Origin of the sequence: Neisseria sp. HMSC70E02 (assembly GCF_001838645.1) — a bacterium.
Taxonomy (GTDB): Bacteria; Pseudomonadota; Gammaproteobacteria; order Burkholderiales; family Neisseriaceae; genus Neisseria; species Neisseria macacae.
Genome location: NZ_KV838074.1, coordinates 65,735 through 70,769 on the forward strand (window position 1 = coordinate 65,735; position 5,035 = coordinate 70,769).

A 5,035-nucleotide genomic window follows, 5' to 3' on the forward strand; every position below is an offset into this window, starting at 1 on the left:
AAGATATTTGAGTCTTGAGGCATCGATAGCAAAAAGGTCGTCTGAAACCGAAGTTGGTTTGCCGTTATGCTTTTTCAGTGACAGTGCAGTGAAGGGACAGATATTGGATAGGGTATCGTTTGTCTTGGGTCAGTTGCGTGTAGCTTATATGGAAAGTTGCACTTCAAATCTGAATCCGCCGTCGTCTGAAAACGGATAGGGAGCGTATCCCCAAACTGAAAAGCTTTGATTTAAAGTTAATCCACTATACTTAATCTTTAGCCCATAAACCCGCTTGGTGGTTTATGGGCTATAAACGATCAAATCTTATAAACAAGCCATTTCGTTTGCCATTTGCTGTTCTAAGGTTTCGCGTCGGCGGATAAGCCGGTATTCGTTGCCGTCCACCAAGACTTCCGCCGCCCGGTTGCGCGTGTTGTAATTGCTTGCCATGCTGGCGCCGTATGCGCCTGCGCTGCGGATAACCAGCAAATCGCCTTCTTCGCAGGCAAGAGTGCGGTATTTGCCTAGGAAGTCGCCGGTTTCGCAAATCGGGCCGACGATGTCGGCGGTCAGCGGCGGGATATTTTTTGGTTCTACCGCTTCGATGCGGTGGTAAGCATCATATAGGGCGGGGCGCATGAGGTCGTTCATGGCGGCATCGACCATGACGAAGTTTTTCTCTTCGCCGTGTTTGACGAACTCGATGCGCGCCAGCAAAGAGCCTGCGTTGCCGACCAAGCTGCGGCCGGGTTCGAGGATGAGTTTCAGACGACGTGTGCCGATCAGTTTTTGAACCGCTTGGGCATACGCGCCCAAATCGGGGACGGTTTCGTCTTGATAAACGATGCCGACGCCGCCGCCTAAGTCCAAATGTTCTAAAACGATGCCTTCATCCGCCAACTGATCCACCAAAATCAAAATGCGCTCGCAGGCTTCGACCAGCGGGCTTAAGTCGGTCAGTTGCGAACCGATATGGCAGTCGATGCCGATGATTTTGAGGTGGCTTTGGCGGGCTGCATGGCGGTAGGCTTCGAGCGCGTCGGCGTAGGCGATGCCGAATTTGTTGGCTTTCAGGCCTGTGGAGATATAGGGATGGGTTTTGGCATCAACATCGGGGTTGACGCGCAGGGAGACGGATGCGGTTTTGCCCAAGCGTTCGGCAACCTTTTGAATGCGGTCGATTTCGGGGATGCTTTCCATATTGAAGCATTTCACGCCTGCATGAAGCGCGAACTCAATTTCTGCTTCGCTTTTGCCCACGCCTGAAAATATGGTTTTCGCCGCATCCCCGCCCGCCGCCAAAACGCGCGCCAATTCGCCGCCGGAGACGATGTCGAAACCGCTGCCCAGTGAGGCGAAGTGTTTGATGATGCTCAGATTGCCGTTGGCCTTGACGGCGTAGCAGACGAGCGGGGAAAGCGCGGCAAACGCGGTTTGGTAGTTTTCAAATGCTTCGGTCAGCGCGGATTGGCTGTACACATAAAGCGGTGTGCCGAATTCTTCGGCAAGGCGGGAATAGGGAACTTGTTCGCAATGCAGGGTCATGTTGGTGAGGCTTAATCGTTGGTTTGATTGGTAGGTTCTTTGGAAGAATGGATTTTCAGGCCGGTTTGGACCACGCCGAAACGCGCCTTGTCGCCTTCTTTGGGCAGGTAGAGGTCGCCTTTGTAACCGCAGGCTGAAAGCAGGAGGGCGGTTGCCGCAGCAAAAAATACGCCGTATTTCATCGGTAAACTTCCTTCATAAGCGCGAATGTGGCAAGATTCGGTATCTTAAACAAAAAACACACAAAAAGCCATGATGACCGAAAGCGAATTCATCCGCATGAGCGAAGAATTGTTCGAACACATCGAAGACCAAATCGACGAAAACGGCTGGGATTTCGACTGCCAGTTTGCCGGAAACGTCCTGACCATCGAAGCGGCGGACGGCACGCAAATCATCGTCAACCGCCACACGCCAAACCAAGAATTGTGGATTGCCGCAAAAAGCGGCGGCTACCATTTCGCCGAGCAAAACGGCAAATGGCTGGCAACGCGCGACAGCCGCGATTTCTACGACGTTTTGAACGAAGCACTGAGCGCGGCTTCGGGCGAAGCGATTGAGATTGCCGAATTGTAAGCCGAAAGGCAGACCATTCAGTAATACCAACGGAAAACAATCAGAAAGAAAATCGTCATGAAATATCTAACCCTTCTGTTACTTGCTGCCACATCCCCCGCTTTTGCCGGTTCATCCAGCATCTACTTAAACAACGATTACCGACAGGTTTTCGCTACCCCAAGCGGCAATATCCTATGTGGTGGCGACAGCCAAAAGCGCACTAAGACCGGCAAACCCCGAACCAACGATTTGTATTGTTTTATCGGTCTGAATGAAGCTATGCCCAAACGCTGTAACCAACAAGGTGAAGGCTTGGATTTCACGCTTAATGCCAAAGGTAAAGCCACTATGAGCTGCGCGGGTTTCGAATTTGTCCCCGTCAATGAAGGCTACGAAGAAACACGCGTACTGAAATACGGTGAAACCATTAGCGGTCAGGGTTGGAGCTGCCGCAGCGAAACATCAGGCTTAAGTTGTCAAAATAACGACGGCCATGGTTTTTCAATCAATCGTAAAGAATACCGCCTGTTTTAATTGTTCGAGCTGTTTCTGTCCTTGGTTGAAGGTCGTTTTCAGACGACCTTCTATATGGTATTAAAGTTGGCGAAGCATGAACCAAACTTACAGACTTGGACGATGAATTGCTGGACAAAATCCTATCCCGAAAACCTACATAAACCCGCACAAAAGGATAATAAAATGCCCCTGTTAGACAGTTTCAAAGTTGACCACACCCGTATGCACGCCCCCGCCGTGCGTGTGGCGAAAACCATGACCACGCCCAAAGGCGACACCATTACCGTATTCGACCTGCGCTTTTGCGTGCCCAACAAAGAAATCCTGTCCGAAAAAGGCATCCACACGCTGGAGCATTTGTTCGCAGGCTTTATGCGCGACCACTTGAACGGCAACGGCGTCGAAATTATCGACATTTCCCCGATGGGCTGCCGCACCGGTTTCTACATGAGCCTCATCGGCACGCCCGACGAGCAGCAGGTCGCCGACGCATGGCTCGCTTCGATGCAGGATGTGGTCAATGTCAAAGACCAAAGCAAAATCCCCGAGTTGAACGAATACCAATGCGGCACCTATCTGATGCACTCGCTCGCTGAAGCGCAGGAAATCGCGCAAAACGTCCTGACGCGCAAAGTGGCCGTAAACAAAAACGAGGATTTGACGCTGGATGAAAGTTTGTTGAACGCTTAAACGATATGCTTGGAAAAAGGTCGTCTGAAAACGGGAAACCGAGTTTCAGACGACCTTTTGTTTGAATAGAAAAGATGGACAAAGTATAGTGGATTAACTTTAAACCAGTACGGCGTTACCTCTCCTTACCGTACTACCTGTACTGTCTGCGGCTTTGTCGCCTTGTCCTGATTTAAAGTTAATCCACTATAACTATCGAAGCGGCAAACCGCAGACCGTTTACCGCCCTGCTTTGGTTCCGCCCGGACCGTACACGGCACCCCACGCGGCATCGAGCTGCTGCCCTGCCTGTTTCAATGTTTCCGCCTGTTGGCTTTTCACATTCATCGCCGCCTGAAGCTCGCCCTGCAAGCGGACGATGTCGGCTTGGGCTTTTTGCAGGCGGTATTGCGCGTCTTCAAGGTCGCTTTGCAGGGAGATGATTTTGCTGTCGTTGCCGGTTTGCTGTTTCAGGGCGGTGCGGTAGGCGGAACGCGCGTTCATCAGATTGTCTTCCGCGCTGTCTGCCGCTGCGTTCAGCGAAACGCCCATTAATATCAAGGCAATGAGTTTGTTGTTCATAAAACATCCTTTGATGCTGTCCCGCGATGTGTCAGAGGTCGTCTGAAAACGGAAAAACTATTTTCAGACGACCTTTTTGCTGTGGTAGGCGGTTGGTTAATATTGATAGGCGGCGAGTTTGCGCTTGATTTCGGGCAAGGCGGCGCGGGCGGCTTCTTCACCCAGCTGGATGGCGCGTCGTTTTTGGTCGAAACCGCCGATAGAACCCATCTCCAACACTTGCGGTTTGATCACGACGTTTGCCTGACCCAATTCGTGTTGGAGCAGCGGAATGCTCATGACGTTGAACGTTTGGTCGAGGTAAGAGAAAAAGCCTTGGTTGACGTTTTTCACCGGACGGGCGGAAATATCGACGGCGATAATGAAATTGGCGCCCTGTTTTTTAGCCGCGCTGACGGGAACGGGCTGCGACAGACCGCCGTCAACGTATCGGCGGCCGCCAATCGTGGTGGGCTGGAACACGTTGGGGATGGAAGCGGACGCGCGGACTGCCTGTCCGACGTTGCCTCGGTTGAAGGCGACGGCTTTGCCGCTTTCAAAATCGGTGGCGACGGCGGCGAATTTAATCGGCAATTGTTGGATGGGGCGGTTGCCGACTTTTTGGTTGATGTAGTTTTGCAGTTTTTCGCCTTTGATGAAGCCACTGCTGGACAGGGTCAGGTCAACCAAGTCGGTTTTACCCAAAATTTCGGCTTCGAGTTCGAGGCGGTCGGGCGACATGCCTGAAGCGTACAGGCTGCCGACGATGGAGCCTGCGGATGTGCCGGTCACGACTTTGACGGGAATATTGTTTTCTTTCAAGACTTTGATAATGCCGATATGGGCAAAACCTTTGGATGCGCCGCCGCCGAGCGCAAGCGCGACCACGGCTTTGGGCTTGGCGGTATTCGCGGTACGGGTATGCGGCTTGGCATCCGATTTGTCGGAGGTATGGCTCGGACAGGCAGCGAGCATGAGTACGACAGACGCTGTCAGCGTAGTGCGCAGTGTTTGAATCAGCAATGGTTTCATTTTCAGACGACCTTTATAGATGGATTTTTGGTTTGGAACATATTGTCAGCCGAATAGCGCGAAACCCGTCACGGTATGCGCTCCGTCGTGTTTTTATCGGCGCGGCTGCAGTATAGTGGATTAAATTTGAATCAGGACAAGGCGAGGCAACGCCGTACGGGTTTAAAGTTAA

Annotated in this window: 8 protein-coding genes and 1 pseudogene; 4 read left to right on the forward strand and 5 right to left on the reverse strand. The window is 52.0% G+C overall.

Annotated elements, in window-relative coordinates:
- Nucleotides 1–199 (forward strand): hypothetical protein (locus HMPREF3277_RS15160; RefSeq protein WP_210401148.1); only part of this gene is annotated, 199 nt, incomplete at its 5' end.
- 107 nt (nt 200–306) lie between these two features.
- On the opposite strand, the gene lysA is transcribed toward HMPREF3277_RS15160, so the two are convergent.
- Both lysA and HMPREF3277_RS02980 read right to left on the reverse strand, forming a co-directional pair.
- On the reverse strand, nt 307–1,527 hold the full coding sequence (gene lysA / locus HMPREF3277_RS02975) for a diaminopimelate decarboxylase (protein WP_070869999.1): 1,221 nt from the start codon (nt 1,525–1,527) through the stop codon (nt 307–309).
- An 11-nt stretch (nt 1,528–1,538) separates the two neighbouring features.
- Nucleotides 1,539–1,709 (reverse strand): LPS translocon maturation chaperone LptM, encoded by a 171-nt coding sequence (locus tag HMPREF3277_RS02980; RefSeq protein WP_003755649.1) that lies wholly within the window; start codon nt 1,707–1,709, stop codon nt 1,539–1,541.
- A 70-nt stretch (nt 1,710–1,779) separates the two neighbouring features.
- Between HMPREF3277_RS02980 and cyaY the strand changes: the two genes are divergently transcribed.
- The 3 genes from cyaY (at nt 1,780) to luxS (ending at nt 3,291) form a co-directional block, all read left to right on the forward strand.
- On the forward strand, nt 1,780–2,103 hold the full coding sequence (gene cyaY / locus HMPREF3277_RS02985; RefSeq protein WP_070870000.1) for an iron donor protein CyaY: 324 nt from the start codon (nt 1,780–1,782) through the stop codon (nt 2,101–2,103).
- A gap of 57 nt (nt 2,104–2,160) precedes the next feature.
- A complete protein-coding gene (locus HMPREF3277_RS02990; RefSeq protein WP_070870001.1) occupies nt 2,161–2,619 on the forward strand; it encodes a DUF6636 domain-containing protein in 459 nt (152 codons plus the stop codon).
- 165 nt (nt 2,620–2,784) lie between these two features.
- Nucleotides 2,785–3,291, forward strand: coding sequence for an S-ribosylhomocysteine lyase (gene luxS / locus HMPREF3277_RS02995; RefSeq protein ID WP_003755643.1), 507 nt, complete (start codon nt 2,785–2,787; stop codon nt 3,289–3,291).
- Nucleotides 3,292–3,419: 128 nt separating this feature from the next.
- Here the strand turns inward: luxS and HMPREF3277_RS15165 are convergent.
- From HMPREF3277_RS15165 to HMPREF3277_RS03005, 3 genes and pseudogenes are all read right to left on the reverse strand, one after another.
- Nucleotides 3,420–3,482 (reverse strand): annotated as a pseudogene (locus HMPREF3277_RS15165) (transposase); the annotation flags it as partial.
- 28 nt (nt 3,483–3,510) lie between these two features.
- Complete coding sequence (locus HMPREF3277_RS03000) at nt 3,511–3,852, reverse strand: hypothetical protein (RefSeq protein WP_049224668.1); 342 nt, start codon at nt 3,850–3,852, stop codon at nt 3,511–3,513.
- Nucleotides 3,853–3,948: 96 nt separating this feature from the next.
- Complete coding sequence (locus HMPREF3277_RS03005; RefSeq protein ID WP_070774843.1) at nt 3,949–4,863, reverse strand: patatin-like phospholipase family protein; 915 nt, start codon at nt 4,861–4,863, stop codon at nt 3,949–3,951.
- Nucleotides 4,864–5,035 lie beyond the last annotated feature (172 nt).

Excerpts from the sequence above, each read along its gene's own strand:
- lysA (WP_070869999.1), bottom strand. The coding sequence starts at position 1,527 with ATGACCCTGCATTGCGAACAAGTTCCCTATTCCCGCCTTGCCGAAGAA.
- cyaY (WP_070870000.1), top strand. The coding sequence starts at position 1,780 with ATGATGACCGAAAGCGAATTCATCCGCATGAGCGAAGAATTGTTCGAA.
- HMPREF3277_RS03000 (WP_049224668.1), bottom strand. The coding sequence starts at position 3,852 with ATGAACAACAAACTCATTGCCTTGATATTAATGGGCGTTTCGCTGAAC.
- HMPREF3277_RS02980 (WP_003755649.1), bottom strand. The coding sequence starts at position 1,709 with ATGAAATACGGCGTATTTTTTGCTGCGGCAACCGCCCTCCTGCTTTCA.
- HMPREF3277_RS02990 (WP_070870001.1), top strand. The coding sequence starts at position 2,161 with ATGAAATATCTAACCCTTCTGTTACTTGCTGCCACATCCCCCGCTTTT.
- luxS (WP_003755643.1), top strand. The coding sequence starts at position 2,785 with ATGCCCCTGTTAGACAGTTTCAAAGTTGACCACACCCGTATGCACGCC.
- HMPREF3277_RS03005 (WP_070774843.1), bottom strand. The coding sequence starts at position 4,863 with ATGAAACCATTGCTGATTCAAACACTGCGCACTACGCTGACAGCGTCT.